The organism is Phaeobacter cretensis, assembly GCF_047372505.1.
Taxonomy (GTDB): domain Bacteria; phylum Pseudomonadota; class Alphaproteobacteria; order Rhodobacterales; family Rhodobacteraceae; genus Phaeobacter; species Phaeobacter cretensis.
This window is the reverse complement of record NZ_JBKBEU010000001.1, coordinates 335,553-356,353: the sequence shown is the minus strand read 5'-3', so window position 1 is coordinate 356,353 and position 20,801 is coordinate 335,553. Positions and strand designations below refer to the sequence as shown.

The following is a 20,801-nucleotide window of genomic DNA, read 5'->3' as shown; positions in this document are numbered from 1 at the left end:
CGGCGCGCATGCGGCATAGACCCTCAGTCAAGCCGCCTGATCTCGCGACTTTGCAAAGGGTGCTATCTGCGCATTGCTGCCCTTGGTGCTGACCGCAGCATTGTCCTGAAAAGAGAAGCAAACCTGAAGGTCAGCTAATGGGAAGTTTGGCCTGATTATTCGCGCCCGCAGCAGAGCATTTGCTGCGCCTTGAATGAATGTCGACCTTGGGCTGGCTGGCGTCCTCTGAGGACCGGGAACATGTGCGCGCGCGCTGCAAGCCTGCTGGTGCATCGCCGCAAGGCAGCAATGAGCCCATATCCACCAATGCTGCGAGACGCATGAACGGCGGCTTCTTGTAAAAGCTAGAGGCCTTCGTTCCCAATTTCGAGAATTTTTAGGAGGGCATCGGCTCCTTGAGCAAACAATGAAACGGTTTCGGCTCTCTCAAGCGGAGACAGATCGGACCATGTTCGCCCGGCATGCTCTCCTTTCAAAATAAGCGCGTCTGCTTCTCCTGTTTCGGCATCCAGAGTCAGGCTCAGCTCTTCTGTTTCCATCTGTACTGAAGAGGCGCCCATAGTCAGTTGAAGAAGAGCCGCTGACCTTTCTGCCTGAAGCTCAGCAATACGTTCTTCACGCTCTTGCCCATGAAGGGCTCGCGCTTTTTGCATTTCTGTTCGCCAAGACCGCATCGCCACCAGAATTCCCGCTCCGGCACTGACCGGAACCAACGGGGGAAACAAGACGGCTGCCATTACCCCAAGCCCGACTCCGGCACCAGCCCCATGAGTTAGCGCCTTGCCGCTTGCCTGAAGTCGCATGCCGATAGGTTTGGTAACACTGTCTGACACCATTCCAGCCAGTGTCTGCTGCAAATTGGATGCGAGCGTCTGGACCGCGTGTGCGCGATCGAGAGATGTCAAAACTCCATCTTTTAGCGCCCCAATCACATTTGGTGCGGTTTCAACACTGCTCTTAGCCCTTTGCAAGGTAGTGTTGCAGGCCGACAAAACACCGTCGCGTGTTCGCTCGAACAACGACGCTTTCTTAAATTCCAGAGGGCTGGTTGGTGCATAATTGGCAAGCACGCTGAGTTCGACCTTGGCCTCCGTAAGCACAGATTTTTCAATCTGTTCCCGCGCAGAGGAGGCAAGCTGTGTGGCGCGATGGATTGAACTGTAAAGCTGATGCCGTTCGTCTTCGCTGATCGACTTCATGTCATCGATATCGTCCAGCATCGACATAATCGCCAGCAAACTTGGTATGTGAACTGCATGAAATGCCCGGTTCATTCGCCAGACGTCAGGGTCGCGGCGCATGGCATCAGAAACAAATTTCAAGTCTTGGGCCAGCGATCCTGTCGCTCGCTTGAACTCATAGTCAGTTAGGGATCGATTTTCGACCATCGCAGCAAGTTGATCTAAACTGCTTAGCCGTTCGCCCGTAGTAGGTGTATCTGGCAATTCGATGGTTCCTTGGCCTCGTTGTTATCAACCTAAGTGGTCGAACCACGTATTTGAAGTCGATTACCGATCCTTTGAGGACATTGGCCCAAATCAAAGGAAGCAGTCATTAGTGCAGCAGCAGCGAAAGCTAACTCTGTCCCGCGTCCCGTCCGTTCGATGATGGTTGGTGGCTGCACTTGCGGCGAAGGTCTGCTCCATCCGTTGCTCGTGCAGCATGGGACCGCCGTCCGGCTGGCAGATTTCACGACTTTGCAAAGGTCGCTATCTGCGCATTGCTGCACTTGGTGCTGACCGCGGCATCAGCCAGGGCCGCCACCGCCTGCTGAATGGCAGCTTTCGGGAAAAATGGCGCACATGCTTCGCGCTTGCAGCGGAGTGCGCGCTACGCCGGGTACGAAGGTCTTGTTTGGGCTGCCTGCGGCCCTCAGGCATGTAAAACTAAATACGATCGCGCAGCTGACCTGCTGCCGAACTGCCGCAAGTCGACTTTGAGCCCAAAGTTCCGAATGCTGCATGTTTCAAGAACGGCGGCTTTTCAGATTGCCAAGGCAGAACTGTCTGACTAAGCTCATCATCAGAGGAGAAACGCCATGTCGTTTAAATTCGTCGTCGTAGTCAGCAAGAGGTGCATGGTCCGATAAGGGTTTCCATATCCGTTTCCATGCGCCCCCGAAATCTTCGGGGGCTTTTTTTGTTTCTAGACCTGAGAACTTCAAAATGTACCGTGCAAAAACACCACCGCATTTGCTCACGCTGATACTCCTGACTGGGTTCTCGCCTATGTCTCTCAATATGTTTTTGCCTTCACTGGCGAACATCGCTGTCGATCTTGAAATAGACTATGGAACGGTGAGTTTGGCGGTCTCGGGGTATCTGGCCATTACGGCCATCATTCAACTGATCATCGGCCCCATGTCGGACCGGATCGGCAGACGGCCAGTCCTGTTGGGGGCATTGCTGGTCTTTGCATTTGCGTCGGTGGGCTGCGCTCTTGCTCAAAGCGTTGAGGTGTTTTTGTTGTCCCGGATGCTTCAAGGCGGAATAATCGGCGGATACGCCCTGTCTCTCGCCATCGTCCGGGACACGAGATCAGAGCGAGAGGCTGTGAGCCTGATCGGTTACGTCGGAATGATCATGGCAATCGCCCCGATGGTTGGTCCGATGTTAGGAGGTGTGCTGGACACATTTCTGGGATGGCGATCCATCTTCGCTTTCTATGCCGCTTCAGGATTTGGCCTGCTTATTTTGTGTTGGTTGGACTTGGGCGAAACCAAGCGGGACCGGGACAGTGATCCCGGCACGCCAGTGCCAGGCACGACATCCCTTTTGCGCGAACCGCTGTTCTGGGCTTACGCACTCTGCGGCACTTTCTCGGTTGGTGCGTTCTACATCTTCCTGACGGGTGCTCCGCTTGTGGCCCAAACCGTCTTTGAAATTTCGACGGCCGAGCTTGGATTCTACATAGGAACAATAACGGTCGGGTTCATGTTAGGTGGCTTCATTGCCGGGCGTTTTGGCAAAGGCTTTGAGCCGACAACCATGATGATTGCGGGCCGGGTCATAGCCTGTATCGGGCTTGTTGGAGGTCTGCTCGTCTTGGCTTTGGGCATCACATCGCCACAAACCTTCTTTGCGAGCACGATATTCGTGGGCCTCGGAAATGGGATCACAATGCCCGGTAGCAATGCTGGTGCGATGTCCGTGCGACCGGAACTTGCCGGCAGTGCCGCAGGGCTAAGTGGCGCGTTGATCGTTGCTGGAGGGGCCATTTTGACTGCGGCGACAGGCACAGCTGTGACCGAAATCAATGGCGCGCAAACGCTGCTTGCATTGATGCTTGCTGCATCCGGCTTGGGCTTGGGTTTCGCCACCTGGGCATCGTGGCTCAGGCAAAGGGCAGCGCAATGTGCGAATGAGTAAGGCGGTCGTTCGTGCGGTCGCAGCGAATTCACCCTTCGTCCGCGTCTGGACCGTTCGACCCTGATTTGAGGCTGCTCTTGCGGCGAAGGGCGGCTTTTCCCTGAGCGCATGCGGCATCGACCCTCAGTCATGCCGCCAGATCTCGCGGCTTTGCAGCGGCGGCAGTGCGGGGCAAAGGAGCCATTCGACAGCAATCAGTCAACGTCTGCTTAGATTTCGAGAAGCGTGTTCAGTGGCGCGACAAATGCCTTCTCCTCCTCCACTTGTCCAAGCAATACTGGCCGCTTCATCCAATAGCTTTGCGCCCTCTATGGTCGCCGACAATTTTGGCGAGAGCGAGGATAGCTGGGATCATCGGGAACAGGGCCGTATACATACCGGACGCATATTCGTAGCCTATGCCCAGCATTTGCATGCGCAGCACCGGGAAAACCAGCAAATGGGTGGGTTCACCTAAAATCATGCCTATGATCAAGAACCAAAAGATGAAATTGCCGATGGGGTGTTTGTTCCACAGACTCCACGCAGCAAAGAACCAAACAATTGGACCAACAAGCCCAATCAAAAGCATGAATTCAAAATCGGACCATGGCACGCCTGAGATATCCGAGATCATGCCGTTGAAATCCGTTAGGGCCTCTTCACCGACATGGATGTAAAAGAGCGTCAGCAAGAGCAGCATTAGCGGCACAGACCATGACGGGTCTGCAGGGACGCGCGATGTTGTTTTCCACCAACCAATCAAACCACCCACCATAGAGCCGACGATGATGCCCACAGGCAACAGGCCTGCTTGGCTGAACAATATCACGCCATAAACTGCAGTTGCGATAACAAAAGCAGCGGCCCATAACAGGCGCTCGCGGTTTGTCATCGGGGACGGATTCGGCATAGTTCGTGCTTTTCCAGCAAGAAGTTTCTGCACCATGAGAACCCCGAGGCTGATCAAAGCCAATCCCAATAATGCCGCCAATATCCCGACTGTTGAGTTTGAGTGGGAATGCCCCAGCGCGAGTTGGATTACTCCTTCTACCACCGCGTACAGGGCCACCCACCAGGCTACAAACTGCCCGGCGGGTTTATACGTGCTGATCAAGTAGCCGCCAAACAGGATGAACGTTACGGGCGCGCAGACCAGTAGCACGAACCAATTTGCGCCGGTAAAGGCAAATGTGGCATTGAACCATCCCGCATGATGATGCCCGAGCATGTCCGGCCAACCTCCGGCGTATCGCACGGAATGCAACGCCAATAAAACGGGAGGGACAAGCAGGTACAGGGGTAGAATTCCTGAATTCTGACTTTCGGCCGTGTTAAATGTCACGCGCCATGCCGCAAAGGAAACAACGCAGATCATAGCTAAAAGTATAGCGGGGCCGCGCCCAACTAGAACCAATGTGGCAGCAAGCAGCGTAAGCGCGCAGGCCAAAATCGTAAGGACAGTTGCGAAATTGGATTGGCCGACAGGTTCAGGGAGGGATCGGTTTTTCATGCGCGTTTATACAGAATTGGGATCGCGGCTGTGTTGTTCTGCTCAAAATTGTCCAAGACAAATGGCTTAAACGTTTTATTGAACAAAATAGCGGGCAGGATGTCTCGTAGCCTGTCCCAACGGCAATGATTGATGATTGTGTAGGGAATAGCGGACGCATCGATTGGCAAGAGGACCGTAGAGTTATCGAGGCCTGTTTGATCCTGGAACCAACCTGCGGTGTAGTTCCAAACTTTTAAGTTAAGCTCCAAGCTGTCCGCATAGAAATAGTTGAAAAGAAAGACGCCATCACGGGTATGATCGACAGGACCAATGTGGCGTGTGTTTGAGGCCGAAATGGTAAAAGAATGCCTTGCATTCTGGCTAGTTGTGGCCAAGGTTTCCTTCCATCGCGCTGTGTTCTGAAAACGTTGAGCTGCCTCAATGTCCACAAACTCAACAAGCATCACGACATCAAACCGTGCGACCGGAACGTTCGGGCGCTTGTTCAAAAACGCGCCGCGCCCCGGGGGTACGACCACCGCTTTGAAGACCGTGGCATCAAGGACGTCGTTTTGACTGCGCAGCATTTGCGTCAAGGCTTTGAGGCCCTTTAACACGCGTGTTTTGTGACGGCTCTGGATGAAAAATCCGAGGGGGGGACGGCGATCCACTTCAAGCGCCAGCATCAGGTAACCGGATTGGACCGGCTCCATAAGGGTTACTTCGGGGAACTGATCCTTTGGGCCGACAATCTTTAAGTCGTTGTTCTTCGGTTTCATTTTTCACTATCTCCAACAGCAGTCAGCCTGCGGGCCATCTCTTCAAGATGTTGCCGTGCAAGTGTGGTGGCCAGTGCAATGTCCTGTTCTGAGGCGTCGCCATGCATGTATGTCAGTCGGAGCGATGAGAGAGGCCCGATCACTTGCCAAATAGCGACATCAACCGAAATGTCGGGGCGCGTCGCTCCGCGCGCTTGCCACGCGGTAAAAACGGGCTTTAAACGCAACGTCACCTCTTTTAGGGCAGTGCCTATTCCACTGGGCCCCATGCGCAAGATCAGCGATGTGAAAGCTCTGGCGCGCGGAGTAGTCCACGCGTCGACGACTGCGCCAAACGTTTCGGGGATCGCGGTTTGCGGTGGCAACTGTCTTAATGTGTCTTCCCCAGCAATAGAGATCAAAACGCCTGGGCCTGCCTCGCGCATGAGAGCTTCAAAAATCTCTTTCTTACCTTTGAAGTGGGCGTAAAGCGCTGGATCCGTAACGCCCACCTTTGCGGCAATTTGGCGGACCGTCGCCCCTTCAAACCCCCGTTCCGAGAACACTTCGAGAGCAGCGTCAAGAATGCGATCAGGCGTTGCCTTCTTACCGGACAAAGGCGGTCGGCCACGTTTTGATATTTGTTTGGATGACATGTAAATTAATTAGCGCTTATTAATTTTATAAACAACACAAATCTTCAATGACTTCTCCAATACCCGATATTGAAGGGTATGAAGGGACTGGCGACACTTTTTATCGGCCAATAGCAAAAAATCGAAGCGGTCATCGGAGTGTTTTGCAGCACCGGTCAAAGTGGGATCAAAGCTGCCTTGCGGCAGTTCGGCGTCATGATCGCGACTGAAGGGTTGATGGAGCATCCTCAGGTGGCCATTGCTAGGGCGTACCTGCCATCGCATAGTCGGGCTGCCTGAGACTAGATCAATCAGCGTTGCCAGAAACGCTTTCGCTTCGGTTTTAGTGCTTTGAGGTGCTTCTTAAGGTCCGTATAACCGCCAATTTTCACGCCATCGATGAATACAAGAGGTGTTGTCGTGATGTGATGCTTGTCTTTGAACGCATCCGTTTCATGACGTGTTCGCAGAACATGCTCTTCAATATCGAACTTTTCGCGACGAAGCAGATCGAGAGCTGCCGTTCCGTACCCGCAGGTGTAGTTGGGCAAATCCATGCGATAAACTATGGCCTTGGACATTTGAAACGCTCCTCTTTTTCGCGATGGATCTCGGATGGCCAGTTCTTATATGCAAGGTCACAGCGATCACTTTGACGTGGGCTAGAGGTCGTTTGGATCACTCTCGTGTGCCAAAGGGCCTCTTGCGAGGCCTAACTATTTTCCGGAGCCCTCGGTTGTGGGTCGTTACGGACGAAGTGCGTGGCTTTCACGCAATCTGTTCGTCCAAAAATAGTGAAGGCACAAAATAACGATGGCTGCGGTGATCCCAATCCACATCACCAGGGCCGTTTTCCAAAGTATGAGAACAACGACAAGGAGCCGCGCACCTACTTCTAGTCCACCCATCGGAGCATGGTCATAGCGCGTTAAGGCTGAGGCCAGGAGATAGAGGGCCAAAATGAGACGCGCGCCGAGAAAGGCCATCCATGCCCAGTCGGTTTGGCCGCTATAGCCTTCGATCAGAACGTTTTGACCGGCATCATTTGTGATCGTCACGGCTTCTTCGATCAACAGTAACTCTGGGTACCAGGCGAAAATGAACGGGATGGCGAACATGACAATCCCGACACGTACTGCTGAGAACCCTGTGCGCATTGGTTCGGTATTGGCGATTGAGGCGGCAGCAAATGCTGCGATGGCAACTGGTGGGGTGATGGCCGAGGCAACGGCAAAGTAGAACACAAACATATGTGCTGTGAAAAAGCTTACGCCAAGATTGCTGAGCAGGGGGCCAAGCAGCAGCGCGACGTTTACGTAGGCCGGTACGGTGGGCATGCCCATGCCAAGAAGGATTGCACAAAACATTGCACATATCAGGGCCAGCATCAGGTAGATGCCACCGACTATCGGGATCTCGAACCCAAACAAATGGAGCATTTTTGCATGTTCCAGCCATGCGGTTACGGCGCGTGTCAGTTCTCCGGTCAACCCGCTTTCGTTCAGAAACGACGAAATGATAGATACCGCAAAGAGCAACAGGAACAGCCGGGACAACAAAATGCCGCCTTCTGCCAGAGAGTGCAGGATTTTGCGGGGATTGGCGCGCGTCTTTGGATCCAGCAACAGCAGGGGGAGTAGAACAATTACCGCCCACCAGCCTGCTGATATGGCATCGCCGGTGGCGTTGATGATCGTCTTAAGTGCCCCATCCCAAAGGATCCAGCTGAGCGGCCCATTTGCCACGGCATCTTTGTTGCCTAGCAACAAAAACAAAATAACCAGGATCGGAGCGAAGATCATGACCACGTTGAGCCGGTCCTGCGGCTCCATAATGAGATCTTCGGGAATTTCCTCCATCGCTTCGACACCATCCCGGCGGGCCTGAAACATCACCGTCAGGAATATCGAGAAGAAGAAGGCCATAGCTGGCAGAAATGCTGCGATAACAACCTTGGTGTAAGGGACGGCCGTAAGCGCCACCAACACAAAGGCTGCAACCCCCATGACCGGTGGCATGATTTGCCCACCGGATGAGGCAGCGGCCTCAACCCCGCCGGCGAAACGTGGATTGAACCCATTGCGGATCATCATCGGGATGGTCAAGCGCCCGGTAGAAAGCACGTTGGTCACAGGGCCGCCAGTGATTGTCCCAAACAAGGCCGAAGATACAATCGCCGCATGCGCAGGCCCGCCGCGCAGCCGACGTGTGAGTTTGACGGCCAGTTTGATCAGCGAGGTTCCACCCGCTGAGGTGCCAAAAAGTGCGCCAAGGATCACGTAGGGAAAGACCTGATTAACGACGATATCCATGAAACGACCCATGATGCCATCGGAGGAGATGAAGACATTGGTGGCCTTTTGTACCGCGGCAGCCATGGCGTCGCCGCCATCGGCCCCCAGCTTGGTAACAAGGAAACTGTTCTGGGAGAGATCAAAAACCCAGATCAGTGCCGTGCCAATCGTATAGGCCACAACGATGCTGGCCACGATGACCAAAGGTGCGCCCCAGACACGTACATTATATGTGAAGAACAAGCCGATGATTGTCATCAAAAGGGGCAGGATCCAAACTCCAAACCTGGCCTGACATTCGGGGACTTCCGCATCGAATGACATGCCGGGAATAACTCCGGCCGCGCGTTCCGAAGCGTCCTGAATAAGACGGGCACGTTGGCCTGTGATCTGGTCAAACAAACAGACGCTATCGATCTCGACTAGATATCCGAGCGCGCCAAGAAATGCACCCAGGACAAGGCCCAGCAGCAGCCCGAGCCAAGCCAGACGTGGCCTGTGTTCCTTCCACTGCCGGTACACACTGGCGTTGAGAGCAACAATCACCATCATGACCAAAAAGACTGGAGGATACAGATACTCAGGCGCAAAACCCGATACCCGAAAGAACGGTCGACCTGTGATGTCTCTGGCCCAATCCTGAAGGCCCGCAATCTCCGGCATCGTGTTGACCATACCAACAAGCACCAGTGCCAGCGACAATACAAATGCAATTTTTTGACCCAAAGGTCTGGTTTTGAGTATCGTGCCAGTCATGAGAACGCGCCATCTGTGGCAGGTCCGGCAGGAGCCAGTCCTGTATTGAGGGAAAGAGAGAAAGTGCTGCGGGACCCGGCTTTGCGGCGCGGGCCGCATACGTTTAGGGACGCAGACAGTCAGCGACGGAGTGACCCGCGGCTTCATAGGCCCGAATGGCACCGGGGTGCATTTTTATCTGAACAGCACCGCAAGCGCCCTGACTTGTGCCATCGATATCACCAAAGGTCAGGTTCAGGTTTGGGCCGATAGGGGCGCCTTTTTCAAATCGTTCCTGCGATCCGAGGAAGGCCGTGACAATGTCAAACACCAGCTGTTCATCCATGCCTGCCGGAACAATTTCGCCAAAGGCTGTGGAGTAGCTGTCAAAGGTGTTATCATCGGTGACTATGGTGATGTCATTGCCTGCGTAGGTTGCGCGATAGTCTTAGACGGGCATCGAAAACGGTGCATGACCAGGAGCAGCCGTGATCTGCTTGCCAAGTTCGCTGTTGTACAGCGCAGAAGGTATGTCGTGGATTGTTGTGGCACCGGCCGCTGCAACACGAATTTGACGGCCAGAGGGCAGGCCGTCTGGTGCAGTCCAGGCATCAACGCTACCGCCGGTAATGGTCGAGATTGCATCGGGCCAGGGCGTTTGCACGCCTTCATAGCCTTCGCCTTCTTTCAGACCTGAGAGCAATTGCACAGTGGCGCGTCCCGACGTCAGCGCCGCGCCACGCGGAGGGCCGTTCCAGATGCGTTTTCCGCTTAGCTTGGTGATATCGTCTACAGGGTTGTTGTTGTAGTAGGCAAAGATCTGATGCGATCCGGCATGAAAGAAAATCACCCGGATATTCTCTGCCAGTTCTTTGCCTTTTTCTGCGCCAACGCCGCTATACGGGCCGATGCCACGTGACAAAAGGAAGGGAAGAATCAGCGGAGCAGGTGCGATATCCAGCTGTCCTTCGGCGACGGCTTTGACTGAATTGGTCAGCGTCGCGCCTTCGGTAATCTGCAAGGTTGCAACGCCTGCACTTTCCAACGCAGCGGCAAAAGTTGTGTCGATGTAATGCGGGGTTGAGCCAACGCTGGTTGTCTCTGCTGTAAGTGTTTGCTGTGCGAATGCGGCAACCGGACCAGCAGCAAAGCGGCTCCGAGAACTGTAGATCTGATCATGCGTTTCCTCCCCGAAATGGTACATCTCTCCACGAATGCACCCCCCAATTGTTTCGGTCGCGCCTGAACGGTTGCAAAAAGTATATGACTTGTCACGTATAATCTTTTGAGGCTTTATCAGAACTCGGAGGAGAGAATGATCAAACCACCCATTTCAAAGTCCGAAAGGATCAAGGCGCGGCGTGCTCGGGAAGATGTGAATATCTTTTCCCGGATGCCTGCTGCCTATGCGGCATCCCGCAGCCAGGCCGCGAAGTTTCTGCAACGGGCTGGTGGGCTTTCTGTGGTGGAATGGCGGGTGCTTTGGGATCTCACCGAGGCCGGTCCTTTGTCGATCCGAGAGATGGCCTCCATACAGCGTGTTGATCACTCCCAATTGAGCCGGGCTCTTCCGGGGATGCGGCAAAAGGGATTTGTAACCATGGAGCGAGATGAGATCGACGGCCGCCAGATGAACGTGACATTGACGGATGCGGGGCAGGCTGCCTATGCGCAGACGGCCCCTATTATGAAACAGCGACGGGAAGGACTAAGGCGCGCCTTTACCGCAGAAGAACTCCAGCAATTTGCAGCCTTCATTGATCGGTTCGAAGATTTTCTTCGGCTCCCTGTTGATGAGCTGCTGGAAGAGGAGAAAGACCAATGACCAAACGCCCGAATGTTTTGTGGATAATGGCCGACCAGCTGCGGTTTGACTATCTGAGCTGCTACGGTCATCCGCATTTGCACACACCGCACATTGATGCGCTGGCCAAGCGTGGGGTGCAGTTCAACAAGGCTTATATCCAATCGCCGGTATGTGGGCCGTCGCGGATGTCTGCCTATACGGGCCGTTATGTGCGCAGCCACGGGTCAACATGGAATGGCATGCCACTGCGGGTAGGGGAGCCGACACTGGGCGACCATCTGCGAGAGGCAGGTGCGCGGGCCGTATTGGTTGGAAAAACCCATATGGTAGCCGACAAGGAGGGTATGGCCTGGCTTGGTATCGACCCCGATAGCACAATTGGTGTCAGCCGGTCTGAATGTGGTTTTGAACCCTATGAGCGCGACGATGGGCTACACCCGGACAGTGCGCGACAAAACTGGTCTGCGTATGACGACTATCTGGTGAAAAACGGCTTCAAATCGGATAATCCCTGGGGCGATTTTGCCAACTCGGGCTTAGACGAGAATGGCGAACGGCTCTCGGCCTGGCTTCTTAAAAATTCACGTTTGCCTGCTGATGTGCCGGAAGAGCACTCTGAGACTGCCTATATGACGGATCGTGCCATTTATTTCATGACCGAGGCCACGGCAGATGGGCGGCCTTGGATGTGCCATCTGTCCTACATCAAACCGCATTGGCCCTATATCGTACCTGAACCCTATCACGATATGTATGGTGCGGAACACGTCGTTGATCCCATCCGCTCAGACGCTGAGCGCAACACTGACCATCCCCTGTTGGGGGCCTATCTGAATGCCCGCGTATGTCGCAGCTTTGCACGTGATCACGTTCGTGAACATGTGATCCCGGCCTATATGGGGTTGATTAAGCAGCTGGATGATAACCTTGGCCGTTTGTTTGCCTGGATGGATGAGGCAGGCCTGAGTGACAATACCATCATTGCGTTCACGTCAGATCACGGCGACTACATGGGTGATCACTGGATGGGCGACAAGGATTTCTATCACGATGTCGCCGCCAAGGTGCCACTGATCATCGCAGATCCCCGTCCGGACGCAAACGCCTCGCGCGGGTCTACCTGCGAAGAGCTGATCGAGATGATTGATCTGGCGCCAACATTTATGAACGCGCTTGGTTGCGAGGCCAAACCACATATCATTGAGGGGCGCGATTTAACCCCGATCCTGAATGGAACTGACGGATTTTCCAGGCGTTATGCGATCAGCGAGCACGACTACCACTGGTCCGATATGGCCCGCGAGCTGGGGGTAGCACAAGAACATGCCCACACGGTGATGATCTTTGACGGTCGTTGGAAATACGTTCGCTGCGAGGGCTTCCGCCCGGTGCTTTTTGACCAGAAAACCGACCCACAGGAGCTAAGCGATCTTGGGGCCTCTGATCAGCCCGAGCACGTAGAGGTACGAGCCCGGATGGAGGCGGCGTTGCTGGATTGGGCACGGCGTCATCATACGCGTATCACAGCGACACCGGCTGTACTTGCGCGTCAAAAAATCGCCGCGGAGGGCGGAATTCTGATCGGGTTCTGGGACGAACAGGAATATGAACAGGCCACCGGCAAACCCTTTAGCAGTCTGGAGCCGCTGGGGCGTCCCGAAAGCTGACGCCTGCTATGGCGAGGGCGCGGTTTTCCAGCTTTGCTCTCGCGTACAAGCTGGCTGAAGGTCAGCCAAATGCTGTGCAGGTTTTCGGCACAGCTCCGGCGACATCCAATCGACCCGCTGATTTGCAATCTGATGCCTGCGATTGATGGTGCGCTCAAGCCGTTATTAGGCGGTTCGAACGCGGTATGTTCGTGTTGACTGCAATTCTCTTCGAAGAGGACGAGACAGGTTTTCGATCGTTTGCGGGTGGTGTAGTTAGGGTGCGTAGCCTCAGGAAATTGCGAAAGATTTTGTATTATGCATCGACGTGACGTTCTACTGACAGGGGGGGCTTTGGGTTTGATGGGTCTATCCGCTAGAGGAAGGGCTGGCACTGGCATTGGTAGTGGGTTCGGATATTCTGTCCCGCCGGAAGAAGCTCCGCACCAGCGCACATTCATGCAATGGCCCGTCAATCGTGGCGTGCATCCTGATCCGGTTTTTCTGGATATGGTGCAGCAGACAGTTGCCGATGTTGCAAACGCGATTTCAGCGTTTGAGCCGGTGACGATGTTGGCGGCAAATGAGGATCACGCCGGGGCAAGACGTAAACTGTCCGGCGCAGTGGAGCTGTGGGATATTCCGACCGAGGATCTCTGGTGCCGTGATGCCGGCCCGATTTTTGCTGTGAACGCGGCGGGTGACCTTGCCGTGAGCCATATTCAGTTCAATGGTTGGGGCGAAAAACAAGTCAACCGCCGTGACAGTCAAATTGCGGCACGTGTGGCTGATCGGCTTGAGCTAGAGCTGTTGCCAACAGGGTTGACCGGTGAGGCGGGGGGCGTCGAACAAGACGGCCATGGCTTACTGCTTGCGCACGAGAGCAGCTGGGTCAACGAGAACCGCAATCCGGGTTTGTCCCGTAGCGAGGTCGAAACGCGGCTGCTCGCAGCCTATGGTGCCGACCGGCTGATTTGGTCAGAAGGTGTCTGGGGGGAAGACATCACCGACTACCACATTGACAGTCTTGCCCGTTTCACAGGGCCGGGCCGCGTATTGATTAACCTGCCAGACAGACCTGACATGACCGATCCGTTCCACTTTGCTGCGCTCAACACCCATGATCGTTTGGTAGCGGAAGGGCTGGAGGTTGAGGTTATCCCAGAACCAAATCGGCGCCGCGTGCGCAGCATCGATTTTGTCGCATCTTATGCCAACTACTACGTTTGCAACGACGGCGTGATCGCTGCGCAGTTTGGCGACCCCAAAGCCGATCAAATAGCGGCTGAGGCGCTGACACGTCACTATCCGGGCCGTGAGATTGTGACGTTGAATGTCGATCCGCTGGGCGAAATGGGCGGCGGTATTCATTGCGCAACGCAGCAGATGCCAGCCACGTGACGTGGCTGTCGCGCAATGCCTCGCCCATCGAGGCCATCGCCGCCTGTATAACGGCAGTCGTAGCGGTTGGTGCGCTGATTGGTGTCACCATCCAGCTGGATGAAGCCGACCGGCTGCAAAGGGAGCAATCTGCGCGGGAGGCGTATCGCGGCCATCTTGTACTTGCCGTAGCAAGCCCGCAATTTTCGCGTCCGATGGATGGATGCCAATTGATCGCTTCCAACCAGGGTGGAGCTTATGCCGCTTTTGTTGATCATTTGCTCTATTCAGCTGAGCAGATGCTTGCTGTGAGCGATGGCTGGGATGAAACGTTTCTGATCCAATTGGAGAGCCACAAAGGCTATCTCTGCTCAGAAAACGCGCCGCTTGGCGCGACTGATGAAACGGCGCGTTTGTTGCTGCAGTTTCGCGCAACAACCTGTGATGGGGTAGCAAGCTGCCTATCACAATGACGTACTTCGCCAGTCTCTAGGGTGAACTCATCGGCGGTACCCGACACTGAGCCACCTTTGGCGATGGATCCGTGCACACCTCGGTCAAACTCCATTTCCTCAAGAAAAAATAGACGCGTCTGTTTTGATGCCGAAGATGTCGCAAGCTTTGCAGCGCGTGTTGTTTTGTCTGCAATATCACTGCCGTGTGAGGTGCCGCGGCTTCGTTAAGTTGTCACGGAGAATTGGGAAGCTGGTTTGACTCCAGCACTGCCCCCGCAACGGTAATGAAGGTCAGAGACGGCAAGCGACCACTGAGATGAGGATCTCGGGAAGGTGCCTATCTCGGGTAGATACCCCTTCTGAGTCCGGAAACCAGCCTTGCAAAATTCAAACTGCGGGTGGCGGTTCGGGCACAGGAGACGGTCGCATCCTCAGGCACCGATACGCTGTGTTCATGCCTCATCTGCTCCAGCAAAGCCGCGGGGCGCGGCAGGAGAGCAAGAAGTGAACAATATCCAGGCCTTATTGGCCCGACGGAGTCCCGGATACGCATTGGAACAAGCGTTCTATACTGATCCGGATGTGTTTCAGAACGATTTGGAAGCCATTCATTATCAGGCGTGGCTGTTTGCGGTTCCGGCCTGTGAGTTGGAGAAGTCGGGCAGCTATGTCACGTATACTATCGGCGCTTACCGCATCGCAATTGTTAAGGGAGCTGACAATCAAATCCGGGCTTTTCACAACAGCTGTCGTCATCGCGGATCGGTTATCTGCACCGCTGCCAAGGGTCACGCTCCCAAGCTGGTTTGCCCTTATCATCAATGGACATACGAACTGGATGGATCGTTGCTGTGGGCACGCGACATGGGGCCGAATTTTGATCCCAAACAGCATGGATTAAAAACAGTTCACTGCCGCGAGCTCGCCGGTTTGGTCTATATCTGCTTGGCAGATGAGGCGCCGGATTTTGAAGCATTTTCTGCCACGGTCGAGAGCTATCTTTCGCCACATGATCTGGCCAACTCAAAGGTCGCCTATGAAAGTTCAATCGTTGAGAAAGGCAATTGGAAGCTGGTCTGGGAAAACAACCGAGAATGTTATCACTGTGGCGGCAATCACCCGTCGCTGTGCCGGACGTTTCCCGATGATCCGGCGGCAATCGGGAATGACAATGAGGGCACGGCCTCCATCCTGAGCGCCCATGTGGAGAAGTGCGAGGCGGTTGGTGCCCCGTCTCAATTCACAATTTCGGAGGATTCCGAATGGCGACTGGTTCGCATGCCGTTGCTAGGTAGCACCGAAAGCTACACGATGGATGGCAAAGTCGCAGTGCACAAACCAAATTCGTCCTTTCCGTTCAAGGACGCAGGCGCACTGCTGAAGTACCACTACCCATCCACCTGGAACCATTTCATGTCAGATCATACCCTTGTGTTTCGGGTGACGCCGATCTCCGCAACGGAAACCGAGGTGACAACAAAATGGTTGGTTCACAAAGATGCGGTGGAAGGTGTGGACTACGACATCAAGCGACTGACCGAAGTCTGGGTGGCCACAAATGAGGAAGATCGTGTGGTGGTGGAAGCCAACCAAATGGGCATCAATTCACCTGCATATCAGCCGGGGCCATATTCCCCTACCCAGGAAGCCGGTGTGAGCCAATTTGTTGATTGGTACTGCGCAACCCTGTCCAAGCAATGGGCTGACAAAGCCATTGCTGCGGAGTGAACGGAATGAATAGCCTCAACCGCATCACATCGGCGATCTGGCAAGACGACGAACTGTTGGAATGCGTATCAGTCGTGCCAGAAACCCCGCATACGGCAAGCTTCACATTCCGTGCCCCGTCGGGGGCGCTCTTTGCCTATCAACCTGGGCAGTTTCTGACACTGGAAATCCCGGCGTCAGGCCAGCCGGGGGGCGTTGTGCATCGCACATATACGATTTCATCCTCCCCGTCGCGACCTCGGTCGATCACGGTCACCGCCAAGGCGCAGGCAGACAGTATAGGCACCCGCTGGATGCTGGATCACCTAAAGCCAGGTATGCAAATCAAGGCCATGGGGCCGGCTGGTCTCTTTACCAATGCGAACAGTTCGGCACGCAAATTCCTGCTGATCTCGGCTGGTTCGGGCATCACGCCGATGATGTCGATGACCACCTGTATGTGGGATGAAGGCCGTGATCTGGATATCGTCTTTATCAATTGCGCCAAACGCCCGTCTGAGATCATCTTTCAGCAGCGCTTGGAACAGATGGCGAGCCGTGCCCCCCATTTGGATCTGAAGTTTGTTGTGGATGAACCTGATATCTATCGTCCATGGACTGGCTATCAGGGGCAGTTCAATCAGCTGATGCTGGGTCTTATGGCGCCAGATTATCTGGAGCGTGAGGTTTACTGTTGTGGCCCGGAAGCCTTCATGCAGGCGGTGCGTGATGCATTGTCGGGGCTCGGCTTCGACATGGATCATTACTATCAAGAGAGCTTTGGTGCGCCGGTTCAGAAAGAGGCAGATCAACCTGAACTGTACGATGTCGTTCCTGATGACACAACCTCTGCCGAAATCCTCTTCGCAACCTCAGGGGTTATCGCCAAAGTGGCAGAGACTGACACCGTTCTGGCTGCTGCACGCTCGGTTGGGTTGAATATCCCGTCGGGCTGCACCTTTGGTGTCTGCGGAACCTGCAAGGTCAAAAAGACCACGGGAGATGTCCACATGGTACATAACGGTGGGATCTCGGACGATGACATTGAGGCCGGATATATCCTTGCCTGTTGTTCGAACCCGATCGGTAAGGTCGAAATAGAAGTCTGAAAAATGGCGAAGCGCTCTGCAGGGCTTCGCCAGCCTCCTAAACAAAAAAGAACAAATAGGCGCGGCAGGATCCTAAACACTGTTCTCTCGACCGTCTGTTCACGCAGGCCGTTGTACTCAACCCACCAGATTCACGCCTTGTGGTGATCCGGGAATAGTCACCATTCGACGTAGGCGAGGTGGAATAGTCGCGCCATGTTAGCTCCCCAGGAGATTGTGAAATATTGATATAGAATCTATTAATTCTAGCCTTTATTCGAAGCTTTCCTCTAGAAATTGCATTTTTGGAACTATCGGGCGCTCATGCGCATTCGTGATTCAGACACATCGGTGCAATGCAGGTGGCACTCCGTTTCCAATGTTTCGATGGCAAACCACGGGCGTCAGACGGGTGTATGCCGGGCCATGACTTCCCCGTGCTGATCACAAGTAAGCGAGAATTGGCTCAAAACGTCGCGAAGGAAGTAGGGCTGCATATTTCAAGAGTACTTCGGCGAAATTTCGCGTGATAGCGCCAGATTTAGGACGGCCCCTTAGGGATGGAGAGGGCGCCGCCCCGAACAATATTGGAGTATCTCCTCATGACTACCAAACTTGCCCCACATTTTGGGGTTGCGGCTTTGGTTTCCGGCCTCGTTGCGGGTATCGCAGCACCAGCCATCGCCGGGCCTACGTATGAGAATGGCTCGGGCGGAACTTTCCGTTACTATGGACAATTCAACCCGTCCTTCCAGTCGTTTGACGATGGCAGTGAAGATTTCAGCACCGTTGTCGACAATGCCAACTCCAACTCCCGCATTGGGTTCTGGTTGGAACAGTCGTTTGGCGAAAACACCTTGCGTTTCAACTTTGAAACCGCCTTTGGCCTGCGGTCCTCGGATGGGGTTGATCAAAACGGTCGCCCACAGAATATCAGCTGGGATCGCACACGGATCCGTAAGGTCGATGTTCAATACGTAACGCCGCATTACGGTACCTTCTCCTTTGGTCAGGGGTCGCTTGCGTCGGATGGGATTGCAGAGTCCGATCTCTCCGGTACTGGCGTGATCCAAACCTCAGCCGTCGCAGACTCGGCTGGTGGTTTTCTGTTCCGTAGCAGCACGGGTGCGTTGTCGACGGTCAGCATTGGATCCGCATTCCGCAGCTTAGATGGCGGTCGTTTGGGCCGGGTGCGCTATGACACACCTGAGTTCAGCGGGTTTACTGTGTCGGCGTCTTATGGCGAGGAAATCCTGCGATCAAATTCTGATCGCGAGGCCTATGATATTGCTGTGCGCTACACCAATGACGATCTTGGTGATTTCACCGTTAATGGCGCGCTGGGTGCGGTTTGGAACGAAAACGGCCCAGGTACCAAAACCCGTGATATCGTTGCATCCTTTGCCGCATTACACGAACCAACAGGCGTATCCCTTGCGGTAGCAGCAGGGGATCGCGATACCGGAGGTGACTATGGCTTTGCTAAACTGGGCTACACCGCCAACTTCCTGTCTGTAGGCGCGACCTCCTTCGCCGTTGATTACTATGATGGCTCGGACATGGTCACCAGCGGTGATAATGCGGAATCCTGGGGTGTCGCTGCAGTTCAGAACTTTGATAATCTGAACCTGGAAACTTATGTTGCCTACCGCGACTATTCCTATTCAGACACCAGCGGGACCAGCTTTCAGGACAGCTCCTCCATTATGGCAGGCGCACGCTGGAAGTTCTGATCAGCTGGGCAGCTCGGTCTGTTTTGACCTTGACCCAGGCCTGAACCACTTGAAACACGCCCCGAGGGGCGTGTTTTTCCATTTTACGGCCCAAAAACCGCACCAACACTGCCGGACAGGGGACCTTGGATGGCAATCCCTCTTGCGCCGCCGCTCTTGTCCAAATAGAAGGCCTCAAATTGTCTGGGGGAGCGCCTGCGCGCGCGCCCCGAATCTCTATGGGGAATATGATGCAGGTCACCGAGACGCTGAACGAAGGTCTGAAACGCGGTTACGCGATCACCGTCACCGCCGCCGAGCTGGACGCGAAGGTCAATGAGAAACTGGTCGAGGCGCAGCCCGAAGTTGAGATGAAAGGGTTCCGTAAAGGCAAGGTTCCCATGGCTCTGCTGAAGAAGCAGTTCGGCCAGCGTCTTGTCGGCGAAGCTATGCAGGAAACCATTGACGGTGCTATGAACAAGCACTTTGAAGACAGCGGTGACCGCCCGGCGATGCAGCCTGACGTCAAAATGACCAACGAAGACTGGAAAGAGGGCGACGACGTCAATGTTGAGATGTCCTATGAAGCTCTGCCTGAGATCCCTGAAGTCGATCTGTCCGGTGTTGAGCTGCAGAAGCTGGTTGTAAAAGCTGGTGATGACGCGGTCGAAGAAGCTCTGGCCAATCTGGCAGAGACTGCTCAGGAATTCGAGGCACGCGAAGACGGCGCAGCAGCGGAAGATGGCGACCAGGTCGTCATCGATTTTGTTGGCAAGGTTGACGGCGAAGCCTTTGAAGGCGGTGCAGGCGACGACTACCCGCTGACGCTCGGTTCGAACTCCTTCATCCCCGGTTTCGAAGAGCAGCTGGTTGGCTCCAAATCGAGCGAAGAAAAAGACGTGACCGTCACCTTCCCGGAAGAGTACCAAGCCGAGCACCTGGCTGGTAAAGAAGCTGTATTCTCCTGTACCGTGAAAGAGGTCAAAGCCCCTAAAGCGGCGGAGATCAACGACGAGTTGGCGAAGAAATTCGGCGCTGAAGATCTTGCTGGCCTGAAAAGTCAGATCTCTGAGCGTCTGGAAGCAGAATATGCCGGTGCAGCCCGTGCTGTTATGAAGCGTGGCCTGCTGGACAAGCTGGACGACCTGGTTTCTTTCGACCTGCCTCCCACGCTGGTTGAAGCAGAAGCCAAGCAAATCGCACATCAGCTGTGGCACGAAGAAAACCCTGAAGTTGAAGGTCATGATCACGCTGAGGTCGAAGCTACCGACGAGCACAACAAGCTTGCTGAGCGCCGTGTACGTCTGGGCCTCTTGCTCGCAGAGCTGGGCCAGAAAGCTGAGGTTGAAGTGACCGATGCGGAGATGACACAGGCGATCATGCAGCAGGCACGCCAGTATCCCGGTCAGGAACGTCAGTTCTTTGAATTCATCCAGCAGAATGCCCAGATGCAGCAGCAGCTGCGTGCGCCGATCTTCGAAGACAAAGTCATCGATCACATCGCTGCGCAGGCCAAAGTTGACGAAAAAGAAGTCTCCAAAGAAGAACTGCAAACCGCAGTCGAAGCACTGGAAGACGAATAACTACACTTCGGATCTGCCGCGCGCAGATCCAGAGTTCGAAATTGCAAAAGGCCGCCCGTACGTAATGGGGCGGCCTTTCTGCATTGATGGCACGTCTACCGCCTGTTTAAGACAAAAAAACAACCACCATGGCGCTGCCCAAAGCGGTTGTATTGATCG

Annotated in this window: 17 protein-coding genes and 1 riboswitch; of the genes, 9 read left to right on the top strand and 8 right to left on the bottom strand. The window is 54.6% G+C overall.

Annotated features, from left to right (window positions below):
- Positions 1 to 344 precede the first annotated feature (344 nt).
- Positions 345 to 1,445: a hypothetical protein gene (locus tag ACEWZM_RS01720; RefSeq protein ID WP_414004800.1), complete on the bottom strand. Its 1,101-nt coding sequence runs from the start codon at positions 1,443 to 1,445 to the stop codon at positions 345 to 347.
- A 720-nt stretch (positions 1,446 to 2,165) separates the two neighbouring features.
- Between ACEWZM_RS01720 and ACEWZM_RS01715 the strand changes: the two genes are divergently transcribed.
- Positions 2,166 to 3,368, top strand: a complete 1,203-nt coding sequence (locus ACEWZM_RS01715) for a multidrug effflux MFS transporter (protein ID WP_414004799.1) — start codon at positions 2,166 to 2,168, stop codon at positions 3,366 to 3,368.
- Between the two features lie 286 nt (positions 3,369 to 3,654).
- On the opposite strand, the gene ACEWZM_RS01710 is transcribed toward ACEWZM_RS01715, so the two are convergent.
- The 7 genes from ACEWZM_RS01710 to ACEWZM_RS01680 all read right to left on the bottom strand — a co-directional run bounded on the left by ACEWZM_RS01710 (position 3,655) and on the right by ACEWZM_RS01680 (position 10,468).
- Positions 3,655 to 4,578: a hypothetical protein gene (locus ACEWZM_RS01710; RefSeq protein ID WP_414004798.1), complete on the bottom strand. Its 924-nt coding sequence runs from the start codon at positions 4,576 to 4,578 to the stop codon at positions 3,655 to 3,657.
- A 278-nt stretch (positions 4,579 to 4,856) separates the two neighbouring features.
- Complete coding sequence (locus ACEWZM_RS01705; RefSeq protein ID WP_414004797.1) at positions 4,857 to 5,528, bottom strand: hypothetical protein; 672 nt, start codon at positions 5,526 to 5,528, stop codon at positions 4,857 to 4,859.
- An 89-nt stretch (positions 5,529 to 5,617) separates the two neighbouring features.
- Entirely contained in the window at positions 5,618 to 6,256 is a 639-nt protein-coding gene (locus ACEWZM_RS01700; protein WP_414004796.1) for a TetR/AcrR family transcriptional regulator, read from the bottom strand.
- Between the two features lie 290 nt (positions 6,257 to 6,546).
- Positions 6,547 to 6,816 (bottom strand): glutaredoxin family protein, encoded by a 270-nt coding sequence (locus tag ACEWZM_RS01695; RefSeq protein WP_414004795.1) that lies wholly within the window; start codon positions 6,814 to 6,816, stop codon positions 6,547 to 6,549.
- A gap of 165 nt (positions 6,817 to 6,981) precedes the next feature.
- Complete coding sequence (locus ACEWZM_RS01690; RefSeq protein ID WP_414004794.1) at positions 6,982 to 9,285, bottom strand: TRAP transporter permease; 2,304 nt, start codon at positions 9,283 to 9,285, stop codon at positions 6,982 to 6,984.
- 103 nt (positions 9,286 to 9,388) lie between these two features.
- Entirely contained in the window at positions 9,389 to 9,610 is a 222-nt protein-coding gene (locus ACEWZM_RS01685) for a hypothetical protein (protein WP_414004793.1), read from the bottom strand.
- Between the two features lie 102 nt (positions 9,611 to 9,712).
- A complete protein-coding gene (locus tag ACEWZM_RS01680) occupies positions 9,713 to 10,468 on the bottom strand; it encodes a TAXI family TRAP transporter solute-binding subunit (RefSeq protein WP_414004792.1) in 756 nt (251 codons plus the stop codon).
- A gap of 111 nt (positions 10,469 to 10,579) precedes the next feature.
- Here ACEWZM_RS01680 and ACEWZM_RS01675 point away from each other — a divergent pair, with 111 nt between their 5' ends.
- The 8 genes from ACEWZM_RS01675 to tig all read left to right on the top strand — a co-directional run bounded on the left by ACEWZM_RS01675 (position 10,580) and on the right by tig (position 20,642).
- A complete protein-coding gene (locus tag ACEWZM_RS01675; protein ID WP_414004791.1) occupies positions 10,580 to 11,089 on the top strand; it encodes a MarR family winged helix-turn-helix transcriptional regulator in 510 nt (169 codons plus the stop codon).
- On the top strand, positions 11,086 to 12,738 hold the full coding sequence (locus ACEWZM_RS01670; RefSeq protein WP_414004790.1) for a sulfatase-like hydrolase/transferase: 1,653 nt from the start codon (positions 11,086 to 11,088) through the stop codon (positions 12,736 to 12,738). The genes ACEWZM_RS01675 and ACEWZM_RS01670 overlap by 4 nt, the downstream gene beginning before the upstream one ends.
- 297 nt (positions 12,739 to 13,035) lie before the next feature.
- Entirely contained in the window at positions 13,036 to 14,118 is a 1,083-nt protein-coding gene (locus ACEWZM_RS01665; protein WP_414004789.1) for an agmatine deiminase family protein, read from the top strand.
- A complete protein-coding gene (locus ACEWZM_RS01660) occupies positions 14,088 to 14,570 on the top strand; it encodes a hypothetical protein (RefSeq protein ID WP_414004788.1) in 483 nt (160 codons plus the stop codon). Before ACEWZM_RS01665 ends, ACEWZM_RS01660 begins: the two co-directional genes overlap by 31 nt.
- Positions 14,571 to 14,743: 173 nt before the next feature.
- Positions 14,744 to 14,947, top strand: a riboswitch (cobalamin riboswitch).
- Between the two features lie 109 nt (positions 14,948 to 15,056).
- Positions 15,057 to 16,280 (top strand): aromatic ring-hydroxylating oxygenase subunit alpha, encoded by a 1,224-nt coding sequence (locus ACEWZM_RS01655; RefSeq protein WP_414004787.1) that lies wholly within the window; start codon positions 15,057 to 15,059, stop codon positions 16,278 to 16,280.
- Positions 16,281 to 16,285: 5 nt separating this feature from the next.
- Positions 16,286 to 17,368, top strand: a complete 1,083-nt coding sequence (locus ACEWZM_RS01650) for an FAD-binding oxidoreductase (protein WP_414004786.1) — start codon at positions 16,286 to 16,288, stop codon at positions 17,366 to 17,368.
- Between the two features lie 581 nt (positions 17,369 to 17,949).
- On the top strand, positions 17,950 to 19,080 hold the full coding sequence (locus ACEWZM_RS01645; RefSeq protein WP_414004785.1) for a porin: 1,131 nt from the start codon (positions 17,950 to 17,952) through the stop codon (positions 19,078 to 19,080).
- Positions 19,081 to 19,310: 230 nt separating this feature from the next.
- Positions 19,311 to 20,642, top strand: coding sequence for a trigger factor (gene tig, locus ACEWZM_RS01640; protein ID WP_414007925.1), 1,332 nt, complete (start codon positions 19,311 to 19,313; stop codon positions 20,640 to 20,642).
- Positions 20,643 to 20,801: the final 159 nt, after the last annotated feature.